The 18310-nt window shown below is 66.8% G+C and carries 22 protein-coding genes; 3 read left to right on the top strand and 19 right to left on the bottom strand.

Going from position 1 to position 18310, the window contains the following annotated elements:
- The first annotated feature begins 20 nt into the window (after positions 1-20).
- On the top strand, positions 21-1286 hold the full coding sequence (locus tag AB0L82_RS07060; RefSeq protein ID WP_364632207.1) for a hypothetical protein: 1266 nt from the start codon (positions 21-23) through the stop codon (positions 1284-1286).
- A gap of 198 nt (positions 1287-1484) precedes the next feature.
- On the opposite strand, the gene AB0L82_RS07055 is transcribed toward AB0L82_RS07060, so the two are convergent.
- From AB0L82_RS07055 to AB0L82_RS06975, 17 genes are all read right to left on the bottom strand, one after another.
- Positions 1485-2054: an alkaline shock response membrane anchor protein AmaP gene (locus AB0L82_RS07055; RefSeq protein ID WP_364632205.1), complete on the bottom strand. Its 570-nt coding sequence runs from the start codon at positions 2052-2054 to the stop codon at positions 1485-1487.
- Complete coding sequence (locus tag AB0L82_RS07050; protein ID WP_364632204.1) at positions 2055-2591, bottom strand: DUF6286 domain-containing protein; 537 nt, start codon at positions 2589-2591, stop codon at positions 2055-2057. It lies immediately after the preceding gene.
- Positions 2588-2929: an Asp23/Gls24 family envelope stress response protein gene (locus tag AB0L82_RS07045; protein WP_364632203.1), complete on the bottom strand. Its 342-nt coding sequence runs from the start codon at positions 2927-2929 to the stop codon at positions 2588-2590. The genes AB0L82_RS07050 and AB0L82_RS07045 overlap by 4 nt, the downstream gene beginning before the upstream one ends.
- Positions 2926-3114 carry a hypothetical protein gene (locus AB0L82_RS07040; RefSeq protein WP_364632201.1) on the bottom strand — a complete coding sequence of 63 codons (189 nt, stop codon included), beginning with the start codon at positions 3112-3114 and terminating at the stop codon, positions 2926-2928. The genes AB0L82_RS07045 and AB0L82_RS07040 overlap by 4 nt, the downstream gene beginning before the upstream one ends.
- A gap of 25 nt (positions 3115-3139) precedes the next feature.
- Positions 3140-3616 (bottom strand): Asp23/Gls24 family envelope stress response protein, encoded by a 477-nt coding sequence (locus tag AB0L82_RS07035; protein ID WP_364632199.1) that lies wholly within the window; start codon positions 3614-3616, stop codon positions 3140-3142.
- A gap of 44 nt (positions 3617-3660) precedes the next feature.
- On the bottom strand, positions 3661-3963 hold the full coding sequence (locus tag AB0L82_RS07030) for a hypothetical protein (RefSeq protein WP_364632197.1): 303 nt from the start codon (positions 3961-3963) through the stop codon (positions 3661-3663).
- Positions 3960-4484: an Asp23/Gls24 family envelope stress response protein gene (locus AB0L82_RS07025; RefSeq protein WP_364632195.1), complete on the bottom strand. Its 525-nt coding sequence runs from the start codon at positions 4482-4484 to the stop codon at positions 3960-3962. Before AB0L82_RS07025 ends, AB0L82_RS07030 begins: the two co-directional genes overlap by 4 nt.
- A complete protein-coding gene (locus tag AB0L82_RS07020; protein WP_364632194.1) occupies positions 4481-5071 on the bottom strand; it encodes an Asp23/Gls24 family envelope stress response protein in 591 nt (196 codons plus the stop codon). Before AB0L82_RS07020 ends, AB0L82_RS07025 begins: the two co-directional genes overlap by 4 nt.
- The gene (locus AB0L82_RS07015; RefSeq protein WP_364632192.1) at positions 5062-5622 is read right to left on the bottom strand and encodes a sigma-70 family RNA polymerase sigma factor; all 561 of its coding nucleotides are present in this window, start codon (positions 5620-5622) and stop codon (positions 5062-5064) included. Before AB0L82_RS07015 ends, AB0L82_RS07020 begins: the two co-directional genes overlap by 10 nt.
- Positions 5623-5777: 155 nt before the next feature.
- Positions 5778-6446, bottom strand: a complete 669-nt coding sequence (locus tag AB0L82_RS07010) for a hypothetical protein (protein WP_364632190.1) — start codon at positions 6444-6446, stop codon at positions 5778-5780.
- A 453-nt stretch (positions 6447-6899) separates the two neighbouring features.
- The gene (locus tag AB0L82_RS07005) at positions 6900-7928 is read right to left on the bottom strand and encodes an NUDIX hydrolase (protein ID WP_364632830.1); all 1029 of its coding nucleotides are present in this window, start codon (positions 7926-7928) and stop codon (positions 6900-6902) included.
- Complete coding sequence (locus AB0L82_RS07000) at positions 7928-9052, bottom strand: glycosyltransferase family 4 protein (protein ID WP_364632188.1); 1125 nt, start codon at positions 9050-9052, stop codon at positions 7928-7930. The genes AB0L82_RS07005 and AB0L82_RS07000 overlap by 1 nt, the downstream gene beginning before the upstream one ends.
- Positions 9049-10065, bottom strand: coding sequence for a phosphatidylinositol mannoside acyltransferase (locus AB0L82_RS06995; protein WP_364632187.1), 1017 nt, complete (start codon positions 10063-10065; stop codon positions 9049-9051). Before AB0L82_RS06995 ends, AB0L82_RS07000 begins: the two co-directional genes overlap by 4 nt.
- A complete protein-coding gene (gene pgsA, locus AB0L82_RS06990) occupies positions 10062-10733 on the bottom strand; it encodes a phosphatidylinositol phosphate synthase (protein ID WP_364632185.1) in 672 nt (223 codons plus the stop codon). Before pgsA ends, AB0L82_RS06995 begins: the two co-directional genes overlap by 4 nt.
- 1 nt (position 10734) lies before the next feature.
- Complete coding sequence (locus AB0L82_RS06985) at positions 10735-11343, bottom strand: HIT domain-containing protein (RefSeq protein WP_364632183.1); 609 nt, start codon at positions 11341-11343, stop codon at positions 10735-10737.
- Positions 11344-11346: 3 nt separating this feature from the next.
- The gene (gene thrS, locus AB0L82_RS06980; RefSeq protein WP_364632180.1) at positions 11347-13398 is read right to left on the bottom strand and encodes a threonine--tRNA ligase; all 2052 of its coding nucleotides are present in this window, start codon (positions 13396-13398) and stop codon (positions 11347-11349) included.
- A 112-nt stretch (positions 13399-13510) separates the two neighbouring features.
- Complete coding sequence (locus tag AB0L82_RS06975) at positions 13511-14212, bottom strand: (2Fe-2S)-binding protein (RefSeq protein WP_364632178.1); 702 nt, start codon at positions 14210-14212, stop codon at positions 13511-13513.
- Between the two features lie 457 nt (positions 14213-14669).
- Between AB0L82_RS06975 and AB0L82_RS06970 the strand changes: the two genes are divergently transcribed.
- A complete protein-coding gene (locus tag AB0L82_RS06970) occupies positions 14670-15131 on the top strand; it encodes a hypothetical protein (RefSeq protein WP_364632176.1) in 462 nt (153 codons plus the stop codon).
- 123 nt (positions 15132-15254) lie between these two features.
- Positions 15255-15599: a hypothetical protein gene (locus AB0L82_RS06965; RefSeq protein WP_364632173.1), complete on the top strand. Its 345-nt coding sequence runs from the start codon at positions 15255-15257 to the stop codon at positions 15597-15599.
- Here the strand turns inward: AB0L82_RS06965 and AB0L82_RS06960 are convergent.
- Positions 15596-15745: a hypothetical protein gene (locus AB0L82_RS06960; protein WP_364632171.1), complete on the bottom strand. Its 150-nt coding sequence runs from the start codon at positions 15743-15745 to the stop codon at positions 15596-15598. The genes AB0L82_RS06965 and AB0L82_RS06960 overlap by 4 nt on opposite strands.
- A gap of 184 nt (positions 15746-15929) precedes the next feature.
- Entirely contained in the window at positions 15930-18143 is a 2214-nt protein-coding gene (locus AB0L82_RS06955; RefSeq protein WP_364632168.1) for a bifunctional SulP family inorganic anion transporter/carbonic anhydrase, read from the bottom strand.
- Between the last annotated feature and the right edge of the window lie 167 nt (positions 18144-18310).

Genomic DNA, 18310 nt, shown 5'->3' with positions numbered 1-18310 from the left:
ACGACCCAAGATCGATCACGATGATTGAAGAATTGGAACAGGCCCGGCAGCTACTCGCGGAAGGCGATGTGCCGGGAACGGTGCGCACCCTGCGCCCGATCGCGGATCACACACCGCTGCACGAACTCGCCGCCATCGCGGCTCCGCTCGCCCGCGCCGTCGACTTCGAGGATTTGGCCGCGGCCGCCGAGGCGACACTCGAACTGCCCTCGAATGCGAAGGCGCTCACCACTTTCGGCTACGAATGCATCGAACGCGGTATCTCGTTCCTGGCCATTCCGGTACTGCGCGAGGCATTGCGACTCGATCCGGCGTCCACGCTCGCGCTCAATGAACTCGTGACCGCGTTCGAGGATGAATACCGGCACCACGAGGCCGTCGAGACTTTGCTCGCGCACGAGGCGACGCTGCGGCCCTGGCCGGATCGCTATCTGCTGATCTACAACGCCATCCTGTCCGGTGATCTCGACCGCGCCCGTGCGGAATTCGCGACGCTGCCGCCGCCGGAGGATGAGCGGTGGCTGTTCGCCCGTGATCGCGTGGCGCGCATGCTCGAGCGCTCCGATAGCGCCCGGACCGTCACGCCGTTGGACCGGACCGATCTACGCGGCTGGCATTTCACCCTGACGGGCGGATACCTCGGCACCCTGTCGCCGTACGGTTTCACCGCCGGAATGACCGGGCGCTGGGCCTATCTCGGCGATGGTCCGGAGCTGTGCCGATACAGCCTGAACCGAGTGACGCTGACCCTGTCGGCCACCGGGCGGGAGCCGCGATCGGTTGCGCTGCTGCCGGGTCGCGCCGATCGCGTTCTCGGCCTGGCCGCGGCGCAGCTGCTCGGCCTGCCCACCCTGCCGTACACGCCCGGTGCCACCGACACTCTGGTGGTGGCCTACGACCTGAGCGAACTGGACCACGATCTGGTCCGCACACTCGATGAGCGCGCCGATGGCCAGATCCTGTTCGAGCACGCCACCTGTTGGACCCGCCCGCCCGCCGTCAGCGCGGATATCACCGGACTGCTGGTGCAACGGATCAACGATCCGTGGTCGCCCGGATTGCGCATCGACGGCGCGACGGCCGAGCCCGACACCCGGTCCGAGGATGAACTCGCGGCGGAGATCGTGCGGGCGGAGGGAACGCCCGACACCGGCGACGGTGAAACCCCGCCGGACTCCGATGGCGATTTCACCGCGTTCATCGCCGCCACCCGGGACACTTGGTTGCGCGGCCCCCGCACCAGGCTCAATTCACCGGGGCCGGTGCGCAGTTCGTCCTTCGGCTAACGCGTGGTCGCCGCCGAGCAGCGTTAACGTCGTATCGAAAGTCGTGACGTTCGTCGTGACATCAGTCGTGGCTTCAATCGGAGCCGCAGTCGGATTGCGTGTCGCAGATGAAGTCGCATTTGCGAGTCGCTGGCACAGTCGCAGTGATTCTCCGGCACACAATCGCATCGCCTAGAGGCCCGGCGCACACCTGATGAATCAGCTTGTGCGCGCGGGCTTTTCGGCGAAACGCAGTTCCATGCTGACCGGAATGATCTCGACCTCGAGCGCTTCACGCAGGCGCGGGACGGCCTCGCCGAAGATACGGCGACGCAGAGCGGTGAGATCCGCACCGGGTTCGGCGGTGACGATGAGATGCAGATCGGGGGCGCTGCCCGGCCCGGACAGTACGGCCGAAACCTCGCGAACCTCGGAATAGCGCTCGATATCGGCGGCTATCGCATCGGCCGCGACCGAGGACGCCAGCAGCGTCGCCCCGGCGGAATTCCCGTGCGACAGTTCCCATTCCACCGCGCGCGGCAGCCGGAAGACCTGGGCGAGCAACCAGCGCAGGCACAGCACGCCCAGCACCACCGCGCCCAGCACGATGGCCAGCAATACCCAGTCCGGCGGTGCGCCGGTGCCCGGAACCAGCGCTCCGTCCGCGTCGACCCAGCCGATTCCACCGCGATTCGCGGCGATCGCGTATCCGCCCGCGGCCAGTAGCGCCAAACCCGCCAGGGCGAGCACCGCCCGGTTCAGGCGAGCGGGACGATTGAGTTCGGTCATCTATCGCTCCTTCGGCCGGTGCGATCGCAGTCGGGTCCGCACCGGTGCGCGCCGCGCCGGTGCGATTCGGTCCAGGGCCCCGGTCACGGCATCGCGCATGGCACTGTCCAGCCCGGCGGTCTCGGCCCGGCCGGTCGCGGCCGAGACGTGAATCCGCTTGCCGCCCATGCTGACCCGGGCCGATTCCACGCCGTGTACCGAACCGGCTTCACGGCGCAGTGCGGCGCGCAGGTCCCGGCGGGAAATCCCGGCGGGAATACCGTCGAGTTCTTCGAGCGGCACCACCACCGGGCGTCCGGGCACCACGGCGACCAGCAGCAGTACCAGTCCCGCCGCGGCGATCGCGATACCCGCGCCCAGCACCAGGGCATCATTCCAATGCGTGGCGCGCAGTCGCCGCGCCACCGCGTCGTAGGACACCAATTCCGTACGGCCGAGCAGGCGTTCGGACAGTGAGATCACCGCGACGACGCACAGGGTCAGCAGGGTCAGCGCCAGCAGCACGGCCGGAACCACCCGGCGTGGCAGGCGCCTCATCGCACCCTCGCAACCACGGCATCAGGTGTCGCGGACCGTGATTCGACCACCATCTCCGAGATGGAGATATCCAGCCCCGTCACCGTCAGTCCGGCGAGTTCGGCCGTGCGCCGAATCAGATGTCCGCGGCATTCTTCCGCGATCCGAGCCACCGGCAGCGGGTACCGGACCGGCAAACGCACCGACAGCACCGCCGAATCACCCGTCACCCGGGCATCGACCGTGACCTGCCCGCGCACCCCGTCGACTTCCTGTGCGGCGCGCGCGGCAATGCGCTGTACGGCACGATCACTCACCGTCGTCCGGCCCGCGGGCTCCTGCACGACGGCCTCGGTCATCGCCGGCCCCGGTCCCGGACCGATCGCAGCAATCCGGACAGATCTATCTCACCGTCGAGCCAGCGTCCGGCCAGCAGTCCCAGCCCGGCGAACACCAGCACGATGGCGAACGCGCCGAGACCGCCGAAGGCCGCGGCGAATCCGAGCGCGATACCGACGGCCAGGCATATCGATGTGGCGTTCATCTGCGACTCCTCTACGAGGCGGGCACTATTGGACGCGGGTGGCGGCGGTGGACGTGTCGTCGTCCTCGGGGATGTAGACATCGTTGATATTGATATTGACCTCGACCACTTCGAGTCCGGTCATCTGCTCGATCGCGGTGATCACGCTGCGGCGGATGGAACGCGCCAATTCGGCGATGGCGACGCCGTATTCGACGACGATCTCCAGATCGACCGCGGCCTGGGTCTCTCCCACCTCGACCGAAACACCCTGTCCCACACTGGCGGACGCGCCGGGAATGCGATCGCGAATCGCGCCGAACGCACGCGCGGTGCCGCCGCCCAGATCGTGCACGCCGCGCACATTGCGGGCGGCCAGGCCCGCGACCTTCTGCACCACGATATCGGCGATGGTGGTGCTGCCCTGATCGCTGTGCAGCTCGCTCTTGGTCGCCGGCACGGTCTTTCTGCCGGTGTCGGCCGGTGTTTCGCTCTTGCTCTTATCGGTTGCGGTCGTAGTCATGCCTGCCTCCAATTCGCTTGTGCTGAAACGGATCAAACGGGAACTCAGGGGGCCGCGGCCTCGAAGGCACTCGCGGCGAGGTGGGTGACCACCATGCGGATGGTGGCATCGGCCCAGGGCGTATCGGCCAGCAGCGGCCGCACCGCCTCGGCCAGGCGGTCGAGTAGCGCCGGTAGCGGCAAAGCCGTTGCCAGCACCCGGATTTCGATGGTTCCGGCAATGAAGTCGATCGCCGCGTTCCGGCTCGGCCAGGGCAGGCCGCCGGTGATCGAGGGTTCGGGTTCCAGGCCGTCGAGCGCCGAGATCGCCTCGGCGATCTTGTCGATCAGCTCCGCGGGGGCTTTCATCGGGCCTCCGGTTCGATATCGATGATGGTCACCGACACCTCGTCGACGCGCACCCCGGTCTGCGCGCGCACGGTCCGCATCACCGCGTGCTGTACCTCGGCCCCGATCGCCCCGGCATGCTGTCCGGCCGCGATCGACAGTTCCAAATCGACGGCCAGCACTCCGCCATTGCGGTGCACGCGAACGCCTTTGGTCGAGGCGAGCTCATATCCGCTCCACAGCTGCTTCCCGGCCCGGTTGAACGCGGCGACCAGGCCACGCAAGCCATGTTCGACGCGCACCACCCCGGGCACATCCAGCGCGGCTCGCACCGCGACGCCGGCCACCACCGGATCGGCCACCACCAGTTCGGCGCGCCGGGAACTCATCGACCCTCCCGCTGGAATTCGTTGCGAGCCAACCACATCCGTACCTTCACCGGCTTTTCGCAGCGCGTCGACCGCTGCGGCGGCCGGTCCGGCGGGTTGTGGCGCGTCGCGTTCATCGGCGGCATTCCCCGTCATCGACACACTCTCGGTCATCGCCCGCCCTCCTGATAGACGTCGACGATCGCGATATCGAGCCGCCCGACCAGCAGGCCCGTACGAGCCGATGCGGCGGCGGTGACGCGTTCGCGCACCTGCGGCACCAGCCCCTGCACGCCTTCGCCGTTCACCTCGACCGCGATGGTCATGGAGATGTGCACGACCGTCTCACCGTCGGGTCCGACCCCGACCGGCCGCAGGCGCACGCGTCGCGCCCGCACCCCGGCCACGCTGTCGGCCGCGAAGCGCAGCACCACCGCGACGGCCTGTTCGCTCACCGCGACCGTGCCCCGATGCGGGGTGGCCAGGCCGAGCACCTGTCCGCGCCGCCGCTCCGCGCGGACCGCGGACATGATGCGCTCCACCAGATCCGCGGGCGGCGGATCGGGTTCGTTGATCAGCTCCCGGGTCGCGGTGCGCAATCCGAGCAGACTCTCGCGCGCGGTCCGGCAGTGCGCGCAACTCGCCTCGTGGGCGTCGCCGCCACCGTTCTGCACGGTGTCGAGCCGATCCCACACGCTGTCCAATGCCCGGCCGCAGGGCAGCAGGTAGTCCGGTTCGGTATCGATATCTGTCACCGCCATGGCTGCATCACCTCCGCCAGTTGGGCTCGGGCCCGCGCGATGCGACCGCGTACCGCGGTGGCGTTCGCGCCGACGATCTCGCCGATTTCCTCGTATGAGCGGCCGTGCACCTCGCGCAACAGCCAGCACGCTCGTTGTTCGGGGGTGAGCTGCCCCAGGGCCGCGGTCAAGGCCTCCAATTGGCCGTTGACCTGCGCCGCGTGTTCGGGCCGGGTCTCCACGCGCGGGGATTCGGCGGCATCGGGATCGGCGTCGACCGGAAGTTGCCGCGAGCGCAGCACATTCAGGCAGCGGTTGGTGGTCATGCGGTAGAGCCAGCCCGAGAAGGCGGCATCGTCCTGGAGTTGGCCGATGCGCCGCCAGGCGGTCAGGAAGACCTCCTGCACGATGTCCTGCGCCTCGGCCCGATCCGCCAGCATCCGCGAGGCCAGCCGGAACATGGCGCCCTCGTAGCGGAGAACTAGCTGTTCGAAGGCGCGGATATCGCCGTCACGGACGCGCGCGGCCAGGGTGGCATCGTCGGACACACCTGTGAGCGCCGCTTCCGGCATGGTCCCAGCACCTCCTCATCGCTTCACAGTGTTAGACACACGAGGACGGAGATCGTCACGAAGCAGTATGAGTGATGGTTGTCTCAATGGTTGCCGCGTGACGAATCGACTGTCCGGAGTGTCCGGATGCGATGAGGTGGCGCAGGGGTGGGCACTCAGCCCAGGGCGTACACGTACCGGCTGGTCGGGACCAGATCCAGGTTCTGATGCGCGCCGAATCGCACGACGCTTTCCATCATGAGGGTGACACGGCGTTGCAGTTCGGCATCGTCATCGCCCGCGCCGTAGAAGGCGTGCGCACTCGTCATGGCCGCCATGGGAAAGAGTTCCTCGACGAGGGCGTCGACCCGCTTACCCGGGGTGATCGGCTCGAGCACGGTGTTCTGCACGTACCCGAAGGTGTCCTGGGTGTCGATCGCGACCGGGGTGTGCAGATCATGCCAGCGGTGCAGCCATTCCCCGCGGGTCAGCTCGTCCGGAATCCGCAGCAGCGCGAAATTGGCCAGGGCGTCGGTGCGCTCACCATTGCCGACCCTGGGCGGAATGATCGGGGTGCGCTCATCGACGGTCCAGCCGTTCACCTCATCGGCCACCGACCCCAGTGCGGCGGTGACGGGTTCATGCCCGCCCCGGGTGCGCACGCTCACGATCGCGTCGATGGGGTGTTCGTAGGTGCTGTGCTTGACCTGTGCCGCGGCCACATCGGAATCACGCACATTGATCTGGAATTCGGTGGCGCCGATATCGGCCAGCCGATGCCGTAGCTCGGCGGCGTGCAGCCGCTCGTCCAGATCCGCGCCCCACAGGGCGTACATCAACTTCATTCCGAGTCCTTCACCGCTCACATTGACCGGCTCACGGTAGCTCGGCGGGCCTGTTCCAGCCGTCCGTTTCGGCACACCCGTCCCATCCAGCGGACCCGCGCGGGTTCGGATCCCATTCCGGGGTGTGATGCCGTTCACATCGGGCCGGTCAAACGCCTATTTGTACTTTTCGCAGAAATTCCTGAAACACATCCGGGTTTGCGTGAGATTAACCGTGTATCCGCGCTCCGCGGAAAGTACGAAAGGAAAGAAATCATGTTGCTCGGACTTCTCGGCCTCTTCGGTATCGGCGTCGCCACTGCCGTAGGCGGATTCCTCGCTGGACTGGGTATCCTGATCTGAATCAGCAACCCATATCGGGCTCGAGGACAATCGAAGCCCTTAACTCATGGACCGATCGCCACCACGGATAACCCCGGTTATCCACGGTGGCGTTCGGCGTTTCGGGAGAATTCAGCGAATGGAGCGGACTTCCGGATCGACATCGCCGTCCGCGGCGCTGATCGCCTCGCTGAGCAGCTGATCCAGGTGATACGGGTATACGGTCTCACCCGCCGCGTCGATGGCCGCGATATCCTCGGGGGTGCACCATTTATTACCGGTGATGGAACGCCGCTCGATGAAATCGAGTTTCGCCGGATTCGGTTCGAAGTTCTTTGCCCGCAGCGCGAAGAACAACTCTTCCGAGCGAATCAGCTCGCCATTGAATGGAAACACCGCCACACGCCGCCACAGCGGTCCGCGCAAGGCGGAAGAGTCTGCGGGATAACCCGTTTCTTCGTATAGCTCGCGGATAGCCGCTTCGCGCAATGATTCCCCGGGATCGACGCCGCCGCCGATGGTGAACCAGAATTCCACGTCCGGGACTTTCGGATCGCGACCACGCAGCAGCAATACGCGATTCTCTTCGTCCAGCAATACAACTCGCGCCGATGTCCGGACCGTGTCGACGTCCAGCCCGGTTGAGGCTGCGGCGGTTACCCGTTCGGCGATCTCGAAATACGTCGGCAGCGGCGCGGTACCGCCCAGGTGCAGGATGCGCACCAGGCGGCGGGTGCGCAGCGCCAGGGTGTCGCGCACGGCGTCATTGTGGAAGCGGCGCGCGATCAGCACGCGCGCCTCGGCATCGGCCAGCTCCGCCACGATCTGCGGTGGCAGCTGATCGATATCGATCGCGGAAAGCGCTGCGGCCAGCTGGTTTTCAATGGGTTCGCGGTCCTGCCAGTCGGCGCGCTCGGCGCGGCCCGCGAGGGCGGCCAGGCGCCGCGCCTGTTCGGTCTGGTCCGGGCCGAGCAGTGCGGACACCGAACGCGCCACCACCGCGCGCCGGGCCAGCGCCGCGTCCAGGGCGTGCCGGGCCTGATCAGTGCGCACGTGCAGGCGGTCCAGGCGATTGGCGGTGGTGTAGGCCCAGACGCCAATGGTGATGACAATGGCCGCGATTAAGGCGAGAACCAGAATCGTGGTGGCGGAGAAAGTGATCATCCGGCGGTCCGCACGCGCATATCGCCGACGGTGACGGTCTCGTAGACGCGCAGGATCTGCTCGGCGACGACCGGCCAGTCGTATTCGCCGACAACCTGATTCGCGGTGCGGATGAGTTCCTCGCGGCGTCCGGCATCGGTGAGCACGTTATCGAGGGCCGCGGCGAGCAGATCCGAATCCCCGACCGGGACCAGCATGCCCGCGGTGCCATCGCGCAGCACCCGGCGGAAGGCGTCCAGATCGCTGGCGACCACGGCGGTTCCGGCGGCCATGGCCTCCACCAGCACGATGCCGAAGCTCTCGCCACCGAGGTTGGGCGCACAGTAGACATCGGCGCTGCGCATGGCCGACGCCTTCTCCTGATCCGAGACCTGTCCGAGAAAGCGCAGGTGCGAGGCATTTTCACCGGCTTCGCGGCGCAATCGCTCCTCATCGCCGCGGCCCACGATCAGCACTTCGATGGCCGGATGGCGGCGCACCAACTCGGGCAGTGCGCCCAGCAGTACGTCCATGCCCTTGCGGGGTTCGTCGTAGCGGCCCAGGAACAGTACCGTGCCGCCCGCGCGCGGATAGCCGTCCAGCAGCGGGGCGTGCGCGAAGGCGGGAACGTCCACGCCATTGGGGATTTCGACGGCGTCACCGCCGAGCGCCTCGACCTGCCAGCGCCGGGCCAGTTCCGAGACGGCGATCCGGCCGCTGATCTTCTCGTGGTACGGCCGCAGCACACCCTGAAAAGTACTGAGCACCAGCGATTTCGTGGTCGAGGTGTGGAAGGTGGCCACGATCGGCCCCTCGGCGATCTTCAGCGCCAGCATGGACAGGCTGGGCGCGTTCGGCTCGTGAATGTGCAGGACGTCGAAATCGTTCTCGGCGATCCAGCGGCGAATCCGGGTGTAGGCGGTGGGGCCGAAGGAGAGCCGGGCGACCGAACCGTTGTACGGGATGGCGACCGCGCGCCCGGCGGACACCACATAGTCGGGCAGCGGGGTGTCATCGGCGGCGGGCGCGAGCACGCTCACCTTGTGCCCGCGCTCGATGAGCACCTGCGCGAGTTCGACCACATGCGCCTGCACCCCGCCCGGAACGTCGAACGAATACGGGCAGACCATGCCGATTCTCATAGCGCGCCGTCTCCCCTGTGCCCGTCGGCGTTCTGCTTCACGCCGGGCTGCTGATTCCCCAATTGCTGCTGTACCGCGGCGATGCGATCGAGTCGCGACTGCGACAAATCACTCTCCCACAGCGGCTGCAACATGTGCCAGTCCTGCGGATGGGCGGCGATATTGGCGGCGAAACGATCGGCGAGTAACTGGGTGGCCGCCGCCGCGCCGCCCGAAACATCGAGGGGCGCTTCGGTCTTGAAACCCCAGCCTTCGCGGCCCTGCGCGTCGACGGTGTTCCAGCAGTGCACGGGGATGAGCGCCGCACCGGTCTCGATGGCCAGTTTCGCCGCGCCGGCGGGCATCCAGGTGCGCTCGCCGAAGAAGTCGACGGGTACGCCCTTACCGGTGAGATCGCGTTCACCCATCAGGCAGACCACGCGATTGTTCCGCAGCCGATCCGCCAACTGCGGGAACGGCGGCTGTTCACCGCCGGTGAGCGGGAAGACCTCGAAGCCCAGGCTCTCGCGGTATTCGACGAAGCGCTCGTACAGCGATTCCGGTTGCAGCCGTTCGGCGACGGTGGCGAAGGTGCCATGGTTCTGCACCAGCCACACCCCGGCCATATCCCAGTTGCCCGAGTGCGGCAGGGCGAGCACCGCACCGCGACCGGCGGCCAGGGCGGCCTCGAGGTGTTCGACCTCATTGACGAAAAGCCTGCCCGAGCGCACCATTTCGGCGTGATCCATACCGGGCAGGCGGAACGCCTCGCGCCAGTAGCGGGCGTAGGACCGCATGCTCGCGCGCACCAGATCGTCGGGCACCGCGTCGGGTGTCGTGCCGATCACCCGGGCGAGGTTGTGCCGCAACTGATTCGGCTCCCCCGCCCGCGACTTGCGATTCGCCTTGCGCGCGGCGGCATCGGCTCCGGCGTCGAATCCCTTGCGCGCCAAACCCTCCGGGAGACCGCGCACCAGCGCCCACCCGGCCGCGTACGCCTTATCGGTCATCGCGGACGTGAAATCGCTGCTCACCGCTGGGGTTCCTCCGGCGCTTTCGGCACAGTGGGGATGATCTCGCGCGCGCCGGGCGAATTGCGCACGGCCAGCACACGCTGGAATACGGTGATGATGCTCAGCACCGCGAGGATGTACATGGCCGCGTACACCGCGTAACTCAGCCATTCGATCTCGAAATAGCCGCCGATACCGGTGAATCCGGCGCCGACGAGTCCGATGACCAGGCGGTCCGGCCGCTCGATGATGCCGCCGTCGGCGGAGAGCCCGCTGGCCTCCGCGCGCGCCTTGGCGTACGAGATGACCTGCGAGGTCACCAGCACCACCAGGGTCGCGGCGAACAGGATCTTGGAATTCTCGTGGTAGACCGCCCACCAGGCGAGCCCGCCGAAGATCGCGCCGTCCGCCACCCGGTCGCAGGTGGCGTCCAGTACCGCACCGTATCTGGTGCCGCCGCCGCGGGCGCGCGCCATGGCGCCGTCCAGCATGTCGAACATGACGAACAGCCAGATCACCATGGTGCCCCAGAACAGGTGACCCGACGGGAACAGCGTCACGGCGGCCGCGATCGAGGCGGTGGTGCCGATGAGCGTCATCGCGTCCGGCGTCAGTCCGGTGCTCACCAGTGCTTTGCCCAGGGGCGCAGTCGCTTTGGCGAACGTTTCGCGACCGAAGAAGCTCAGCACGCTATTCGGATTCCTTCCATGCACCAGCCAGCAATGCCCGGGTCTCCCGCAGCAGTTGTGGCATCACCTTCACTCCGCCGACGACGGTAATGAAGTTGGCGTCGCCACTCCAGCGGGGCACGATATGTTGGTGCAGGTGATCGGCGAGTGAACCTCCGGCAACGCCACCGAGATTCAGCCCGACATTGAAGCCCTCCGGCCGCGAGACGCGCTTCATCACGCGAATCGCCTGCTGGGTGAAGGCCATCAGTTCGGTGCTCTCCTCGACGGTGAGGTCTTCGAGGTTCGCCACGCGGCGGTAGGGCACGACCATCATGTGGCCGGGGTTGTACGGGTACAGGTTCAGTACCGCGTACACCCATTCGCCGCGCGCGATGACCAGGCCGTCCTCATCGGCCATCTCGGGGATGTCGGTGAAGGGGTGCCCGGTCTTCTTGGGCGCGTCGGGCTTTCGTTCCTCGGTCGCGCCGGTGATGTAGGACATCCGGTACGGCGTCCACAGCCGCTGCAACCGATCCGGTTCCCCCGGTCCGCAGTCGACGATCGCCTGCGGACCCGAATCCCCAAGCCCCGCGGTATCTTCGGTGAGGCCCGCCGTACGTTCAGTCATGCCCTACCCGTTCGTCTTCTCGAAACGCGCCGCCGTCGGAGAGTCGTTCTCGCGGTGCGCGATCCACTCGACCACCGCCGCCACCGCTTCGGCGACCGGGACACCGTTCACCTGGGTGCCGTCGCGGAAACGGAAGCTGACCGCGCCCGCCTCCACATCCTTGGCGCCGGCCAGCAGCATGAAGGGGACCTTCTGCGCGGTGTGGTTGAAGATCTTCTTCTGCATGCGGTCATCGCTGCGGTCGACCTCGGCGCGCACACCGTGATTCCGCAGCGATTCGATGACACCGTCGAGGTGTTCGGCGAACGCGTCGGCGACCGGAATGCCGACCACCTGCACCGGCGCGAGCCAGGCCGGGAACGCGCCCGCGTAGTGCTCGGTGAGCACACCGAAGAAGCGCTCGATGGAACCGAACAGCGCGCGGTGGATCATGACCGGGCGGTGCTTGGCGCCGTCCGCGCCGGTGTATTCGAGTTCGAAGCGCTCGGGCAGGTTGAAGTCGAGCTGGATGGTGGACATCTGCCAGGTGCGGCCGAGCGCGTCCTTGGCCTGCACGGAGATCTTCGGGCCGTAGAAGGCCGCGCCGCCCGGATCCGGCACCAGGTCCAGACCGGAATCGGTGGCCACCTTGCGCAGGGTTTCGGTGGCTTCCTCCCACAGCTCATCCGATCCGACGAACTTCTTCGGATCCTTGGTGGAGAGCTCGAGGTAGAAATCGTCGAGGCCGTAATCGCGCAGCAGCGACAGCACGAACTGGAGCGTGGTGGTGAGCTCCGCGTGCATCTGCTCCTTGGTGCAGTAGATGTGCGCGTCGTCCTGGGTCATGCCGCGGACGCGAGTGAGGCCGTGTACGACGCCGGACTTCTCGTAGCGGTAGACCGAGCCGAATTCGAAGAGCCGCAACGGCAATTCGCGGTAGGAGCGGCCGCGCGCCCGGAAGATCAGGTTGTGCATCGGGCAGTTCATCGGCTTGACGTAGTAGTCCTGGCCGGGCTTGCGCACGGTGCCATCGTCGTTCAGTTCGGCGTCCAGGTGCATGGCCGGGAACATGCCGTCGCGGTACCAGTCCAGGTGGCCGGAGACCTCGAAGAGGTGGCCCTTGGTCACGTGCGGGGTGTTGACGAATTCGTAGCCCGCGGCGGTGTGACGGCGGCGCGAGTAGTCCTCGAGCTCCTTGCGGATGATGCCGCCCTTGGGGTGGAACACCGGCAGGCCCGAGCCCAGCTCATCCGGGAAGGAGAACAGGTCCAGCTCCAGGCCGAGCTTGCGGTGATCGCGCTTCTCGGCCTCTTCGAGCAGGTGCAGGTACTGGTCCTGGGCCTCCTGCGATTCCCAGGCGGTGCCGTAGATGCGCTGCAGATCCTCGCGGCTCTGATCACCGCGCCAGTACGCGGCCGAGCTGCGGGTCAGCTTGAACGCGGGAATGTACTTGGTGGTGGGCAGGTGCGGGCCGCGGCAGAGGTCGCCCCAAAGCTTCTCGCCGGTGCGCGGGTCCAGGTTGTCGTAGATGGTCAGCTCTTTACCGCCGACCTCCATGACCTCCGGATCGTCGATGCCCGACTTGTCGTTGATCAGTTCCAGCTTGAACGGCTCGTTCGCGAGTTCGACGCGGGCGGCCTCGATATCGGTGACGCGGCGCGAAAAGCGCTGCGCGCCTTTGATGATCTTCTTCATCCGGGATTCCAGCTTGGTGAGATCCTCGGGGGTGAAGGGGCGCTCGACCTGGAAGTCGTAGTAGAAGCCGTCCTTGATGAACGGGCCGATGCCGAGCTTGGCGCCCGGGAACTCCTGCTGCACGGCCTGGGCCAGCACATGCGCGGCCGAATGCCGGATCACGCTGCGCCCGTCCTCGGAATCGGCGGTGACGGCCTCGACCTCGACGTCGGTCTCCGGAATCCAGGACAGATCCTTGAGATTGCCCTCGCCGTCCTTGACGACGATGACCGCGTCGGGTCCCTTGCTCGGCAGGTCGGCCTCGCGCACCGCGGCACCCGCCGTAGTCCCGGCCGACACCCGGACGAGGGCGACTGGGCTCTTCGGGGCTGTGGTGGTCACGGCTGTGCACTCCTTGGCATTGTCGTAAGCGCGGGAAACCCCCGCGATGTCTGGCCGGTCCATGCTATCGGCACGCCTGTGACCGCGTGCCGATGGACCTGGTGCCGGGGTGTCACCCCCGGGCGGCCAACTCCTCCAGCAGTGCCTCGCGCTGTGCCGCAGGACGTTTCGGGCAGCTCGTGCACATCTCGCAGCCGGGGGCCTCGAACACCAGGCAGCACGAGATGCGGCGCACAAAAGTGCGGCCGCCGATATCACTGAACCGGGGTACCGGAAGCCGTCCGGAAACCTCCCTGGCCAGCGCCGATCCCACTTCTTGCGCGCCCGCGTCGAGCGCGCGATTGCCGATGGCGTCGGCCACGATCGCCCACAGCGCCGCCACCCCGGCACCGGACACCTCGGCCACCACGGGAATCACCGCGGACAAGGTATGCCGCAGTGCATGCCCAACCGGTTCCACCTGAATCGGATCGCCGCCGACACCCATCATGATCGGGTCACCGGTACCCTTCGCCAGCTCATCGGGATCGTCCGCGCCCACCCCCGACCCGTCCGCGGGACCCAGCTCGCACATGGCCAGCACCCGCTCGACTCCCCCGTCCGGGCGCATCTGCAGCCCGATGCTCGCCAGCGCCGGATCCATCACGGGCAGTCCGGCGGCCTGCGCGCTCACGATCGGGTCCACCAGCGAGGACGCCGCCATGCACCACCACAGCGTCCCGGACACCCGGGAATCCCCGGTTCCCCAGGAAATCCCCATATCGGATATCCGCTCCCCGAGCCACTGCCGATCCAGCAGTCGCGCTCCGGGCACCACAGTGATCCGAACAGGAGGCTGCGCAACCATTTCCATTGGACTCCGATCCAGCCGCCACCGAAGGGGCTCACCAACCAGGATGTCACTGCGGCGCGACCGAGGCTCCCGCGGACGGCCTCAACCCTATGCGTACCCCCGCACCCCCCTCCGCAGGCGCGCCGCCACTCCCGCCGCCGCGGATTCGCTGAACTCCCCCTCAGGGTCTCCCCCGAGATCGTCTGTGATCGGGAACATGCCGGATCCTCCTCGAGGTTGATACGAAAGGCGACCAACGAGCGATGTATACAACGACGTTCGCGCGCAGAATTTTTGGTGCGGACGGCGGCCACGCTCACGCAGGAAGCTCACAGGCTCAACGGATCCGGGTCTCAGGGTTCGGCGTGAAAGTGGTGGTCGCGGAGGTTTGCCGCGTGAACTCGATCCACCTGGTGAAGAGGAGAACACCGTGCCCGCAATGGTTTCGATCGCTGCCTCGGGAGTTTCGTCGGAGGTTGTGCGGGAGTACCGCGACCGCGGCTGGAACGTCGATGAGACATCGGGGGGACTCCGGTTGGTGACCGATGAGCGGATCGCGGCTGTTGAACTCACCGGGCCGCTGGCGGCCGGGGTGCGCAGGTTCCTGCGGGCGAACAATCTGTCCGGACCGGTCATCGAGGTGCGCGGGGCGCAGCGGCGCGAGATTCATCTCGTCGTGGGTGCGGGTAAGGCGGCCAAGGCGATCGAGGCGCTGCGGGCTTCCGGGGCGATCGTCCACACCGAGGGTGCGACGGTGCCGCTGCCGATGTCCGGTGGTGCGGCCGAATGGGGCATCGGACCCGATGAGGCGCGCTGGGTGCCGCCGCTGGTGGCGATTTCGGCCGCGGTGCGCGCGGCGGAAACCCGCTACGGCGCCCGGGTCACCGAAGTGGCCTGCTGAAAACCGAGTCAGGCCGACCGAATCCGAAAGTACTGAGCCGCAGCATATCTCGCCGGTAAGACGGCGAGATATGCCAATCGGCCGAGCGCGCGCTACGGGAGCTTTCGGTCTACGCTTCCTCGCGTGAATCGAGGGGAAACGACACGGGCAGGGCTGCGGCCGTGGATGCGATGGACGCTCATACTGGCCGGAATCGCTCTGGCCGCTACCGCGGTGACCCTGGTTTCGCTGCGCTTCACCCCGGACAAGCCCCGGATCGATATCGCCGCGGCCAGGGTCGGCGATTGTGTGGCGGGTAAGGATGTGGTGCCGTGTTCGGATGAGCGCGCCCTGTATCGGGTCACCGCGATCGTGGGCATCGGTGAGTCCTCGAAATGCCCGCCGATGAGCAATTCGGCATTGGGCGGGGTGCGCTCGTTCGACGAAACCGCCAATGGCACCGTGTGTTTGGCGTTCGTGAACCGCTAGAGTTGGCGGATCACCTTCTCGGCCAGATAGAGCGCCGCGACCACGCCCGCGATGATGATGACGGGATAGGGGTTCGCCGCCTTCGCGTAGTCGTAGGTCGACGCGGCCGCGACGATCGTCATGAGGAAGAAAAGAAACCGCTTCATCTGCCTGCTCCCTGGCGGGGATTCCAGGGTAGATGAGGCAATTGCACTGCGTCCCAGCCGAATCCGAGCAAGGGCAGGGTACGGACAGCACTACGGCAGTGCTAGGGCCGAGCGGTGCCGCAATCGCCGAAAACGACTGTCGGCGACCGGCTTACGGCCGGTCGCCGACAGTGCGGGTGTCAGATCAGCTCATCGAGGACGCGGCCAGGACCGATAGGTCGGGGTCGCTGATCTCCGATAGGCCGTTCGCGGTGATCTGAATGACCCGGGCGGTGCCGATGTCGAAGAACAGACCCGAGACGGCGACACCGCGGCGCAGCATGGCATCTCGGACCACCGGATGGTTGCGCAGCGTCTCGAGCTGCACCGCCACATTCACCATGGCCAGCTGATCGGCGGGGCCGAAGCCCGCCGCCGCGGCGGCCTGACCGACCGAATGGCCGCGATGCCAGCGATCCACGCTGGATCCGGCATTGGCGAGCCAGTCACCGAGGCCCGGACCTTCCGGGATCCCGCTCAGCAACGCCTTCATCGCACCGCAGGACGAATGTCCGCACACCACAACGTGATCCACTTCCAGCTCCTCCAGTGCGAAGGACAGCGCGGCTTCCACCGAGGCGTCCCGGCCGTCGGGCGGCACCAGGTTTCCGACATTGCGGATGGTGAACAGGTCACCCGGACCGGTATTGGTGATCAGGTTCGGCACGACGCGGGAATCGGCACAGGTCAGGAAGAGCGAGTGCGGATTCTGTCCGTCGCGCAGTTCGTCCAGATGCGGGCGAACCACATGCGCGTTGCGGCGGTGGAAGGCCCGGACGCCGGTGGTGATGGGATTACCCTCACCCTCGCGCCAGGGTCGCAACACCTCGTCGAGCAGCCCCTTGGACCGTCCGCGCACCGGCGGACCGGTGAGCGCGTCGGCCATCGGCGCGGAGCCGAGTTCCACGAATTCCACTCGGCCGCCGGTGTTCTCATGCTGCGAGGCCCAGTCGTGAATGGCCTCGTAGGCGGCGTGGTCGAGGAAGTCGACGCTCATCTCCACCAGCACGGTGGAGCCCTCGGGCACCTTCGCCAATTGCGCCGACAGCTTCGGCAGCGCCAGGAAGGTGCAGGTGCCGTCGATGCTGACCATCCAGCGATCGGTGCCGATCACCGGATCGGCCGAGACGTTCACCCGGACCACCCGCCACAGCAGCAGCGCGAACGCCAGCAGCAGGCCGATGAGCACACCCTCGAGCAGGTTCAGGAAGACCACCGCGAGCACGGTCACCACGTAGACCAGCAGGTCTCCGGTGCGCCGGGCCAGGCGGATATGGGCCAGCTTCACCAGCTGGATGCCGATCACGATGAGCAGACCGGCCAGCGCCGACTTCGGAATCTGCTGCACCACCCCGACGAGCGCGACGGAGAACACCAGAATCCAGATGCCGTGCAGGAACGCCGAGGCGCGACTGCGCGCACCGGCCTGCACATTGGTGGCACTGCGCACGATGACACCGGTGACCGGCAGACCGCCGAGCAGGCCGGAGGTCATATTGGCCGCGCCCTGCGCCATCAGCTCGCGGTCGAAATTGGTGCGCGGACCGGTGTGCATCTTGTCCACGGCGACCGCGGACAGCAGCGATTCCACACTGGCGATGAGGGCGATGGTCAACGCGGCGAGCGCGACCGCGCCCCAGCCGCCGGACGGCATCTCCGGCAGTCCGATGGCGTCGAACAGCGAGCCGCTCAACACGATTCGTTCCACATTGCCGGGCACCACCATGGACAGCCCGGTGGCGATGACGATGGCGACCAGCGGTCCGGGCAGCGCGCGCAGTTTCCCGGGCACGTACTTCCAGGTCAGCATGATCGCGATGACCACGGCGCCGATGAAGAAGTCGTCGCCGTGCAGGTTCAGCAGTTCATTGGGAAGTTCGACCAGGTTCTTCCAGGCAGTGCTGTGCGACGCCCCTCCGAGCAGCACATGCAGCTGTTGCAGCGCGATGGTCACGCCGATGCCGGCGAGCATGGCGTGCACCACCACGGGTGCGATGGCCAGTGCGGCGCGGGCAATGCGGCTGAGTCCGAACAGGATCTGCAGGAGTCCGGCCGCGACGGTGATGAAACACGCGACCTTCCAGCCGAATTGGTTGATGGTCTCGGCGACCACGACGGTGAGACCGGCGGCCGGGCCGCTCACCTGCAAGACGGATCCGCCGACCAGGCCGACCACCACGCCGCCGACCACTGCGGCGATGAGACCGGCGGCGATCGGGGCGCCCGAGGCGACGGCGATGCCGAGAGATAGCGGTAGTGCGACTAGAAAGACCACAATGGACGCGGGTAGATCGTGGCGCAGGAGCGTGCTGGACCAGCGGTCCGCTCTACCTGGCGGTGAATCGGTGTCGGTAGACATCTCGGCTCCTTCTCCGGATCGAATCGATCCGAAAGCGTCGAACATGTTCTGTGGGCATCGAATTGATGCTGTGGACAGCGTTGGCCACAGACTCACCGGACGAGCTGTAGCAAGATTAGAAGTAAAGACTTAGTAAAAGCTGAGAAAACCGAGGCCATAATGTAAAA

Origin of the sequence: Nocardia sp. NPDC052001, assembly GCF_040680615.1 — a bacterium.
Taxonomy (GTDB): Bacteria; Actinomycetota; Actinomycetes; order Mycobacteriales; family Mycobacteriaceae; genus Nocardia.
Note: the sequence above shows the minus strand (reverse complement) of the source record. Positions and strands in the feature narration are given on the sequence as shown.

Bases quoted from the DNA above. Each gene is read 5' to 3' on its own strand.
- AB0L82_RS07030 (WP_364632197.1), bottom strand. From the start codon at position 3,963: ATGAAAGCCCCCGCGGAGCTGATCGACAAGATCGCCGAGGCGATCTCG.
- AB0L82_RS07020 (WP_364632194.1), bottom strand. From the start codon at position 5,071: ATGGCGGTGACAGATATCGATACCGAACCGGACTACCTGCTGCCCTGC.
- AB0L82_RS07025 (WP_364632195.1), bottom strand. From the start codon at position 4,484: ATGACCGAGAGTGTGTCGATGACGGGGAATGCCGCCGATGAACGCGAC.
- AB0L82_RS06985 (WP_364632183.1), bottom strand. From the start codon at position 11,343: ATGACTGAACGTACGGCGGGCCTCACCGAAGATACCGCGGGGCTTGGG.
- AB0L82_RS07055 (WP_364632205.1), bottom strand. From the start codon at position 2,054: ATGACCGAACTCAATCGTCCCGCTCGCCTGAACCGGGCGGTGCTCGCC.
- AB0L82_RS06970 (WP_364632176.1), top strand. From the start codon at position 14,670: ATGGTTTCGATCGCTGCCTCGGGAGTTTCGTCGGAGGTTGTGCGGGAG.
- AB0L82_RS07015 (WP_364632192.1), bottom strand. From the start codon at position 5,622: ATGCCGGAAGCGGCGCTCACAGGTGTGTCCGACGATGCCACCCTGGCC.
- AB0L82_RS07035 (WP_364632199.1), bottom strand. From the start codon at position 3,616: ATGACTACGACCGCAACCGATAAGAGCAAGAGCGAAACACCGGCCGAC.
- AB0L82_RS07050 (WP_364632204.1), bottom strand. From the start codon at position 2,591: ATGAGGCGCCTGCCACGCCGGGTGGTTCCGGCCGTGCTGCTGGCGCTG.
- AB0L82_RS07040 (WP_364632201.1), bottom strand. From the start codon at position 3,114: ATGAACGCCACATCGATATGCCTGGCCGTCGGTATCGCGCTCGGATTC.
- AB0L82_RS07060 (WP_364632207.1), top strand. From the start codon at position 21: ATGATTGAAGAATTGGAACAGGCCCGGCAGCTACTCGCGGAAGGCGAT.
- AB0L82_RS07010 (WP_364632190.1), bottom strand. From the start codon at position 6,446: ATGAAGTTGATGTACGCCCTGTGGGGCGCGGATCTGGACGAGCGGCTG.
- AB0L82_RS07000 (WP_364632188.1), bottom strand. From the start codon at position 9,052: ATGAGAATCGGCATGGTCTGCCCGTATTCGTTCGACGTTCCGGGCGGG.
- AB0L82_RS06960 (WP_364632171.1), bottom strand. From the start codon at position 15,745: ATGAAGCGGTTTCTTTTCTTCCTCATGACGATCGTCGCGGCCGCGTCG.
- AB0L82_RS06955 (WP_364632168.1), bottom strand. From the start codon at position 18,143: ATGTCTACCGACACCGATTCACCGCCAGGTAGAGCGGACCGCTGGTCC.
- AB0L82_RS07045 (WP_364632203.1), bottom strand. From the start codon at position 2,929: ATGACCGAGGCCGTCGTGCAGGAGCCCGCGGGCCGGACGACGGTGAGT.